General features: G+C 68.1%; 1 protein-coding gene. It reads left to right on the top strand.

Features of this window, described 5'->3' with window-relative positions; translation table 11 throughout:
- The coding region (locus tag A3764_RS22055) for a bifunctional hydroxymethylpyrimidine kinase/phosphomethylpyrimidine kinase (RefSeq protein ID WP_201722497.1) at window positions 1-222 on the top strand (222 nt) is incomplete at its 5' end.
- Between the last annotated feature and the right edge of the window lie 41 nt (window positions 223-263).

Raw genomic sequence — 263 nt, 5'->3', positions numbered from 1 at the left:
GGCCATTCGGAGGGGGCGGAGAGTGTGGATATCCTCTACCGCTCGGAATCGGATGAGCGGCGTTTTCCCGCACCCCGCGTCGATGCGGCGCTGCGGGGAACCGGCTGCCGACTGGCCAGCGCCATCGCATGCGGCATGGCGCGGGGCAATACGCTGGAGTCCGCTGTCGCCGCCGCCAAGGCGCGTGTTCACGCCGCACTTTGTGCGGCACGGGGGGTATGAGCCGGTGAAACCGGGGGGCTGATCGCACCTCTCCTTATCTT

This window comes from Sulfitobacter sp. HI0129 (assembly GCF_001635395.1).
Classification (GTDB): domain Bacteria; phylum Pseudomonadota; class Alphaproteobacteria; order Rhodobacterales; family Rhodobacteraceae; genus Sulfitobacter.
Note: the sequence above shows the minus strand (reverse complement) of the source record. Positions and strands in the feature narration are given on the sequence as shown.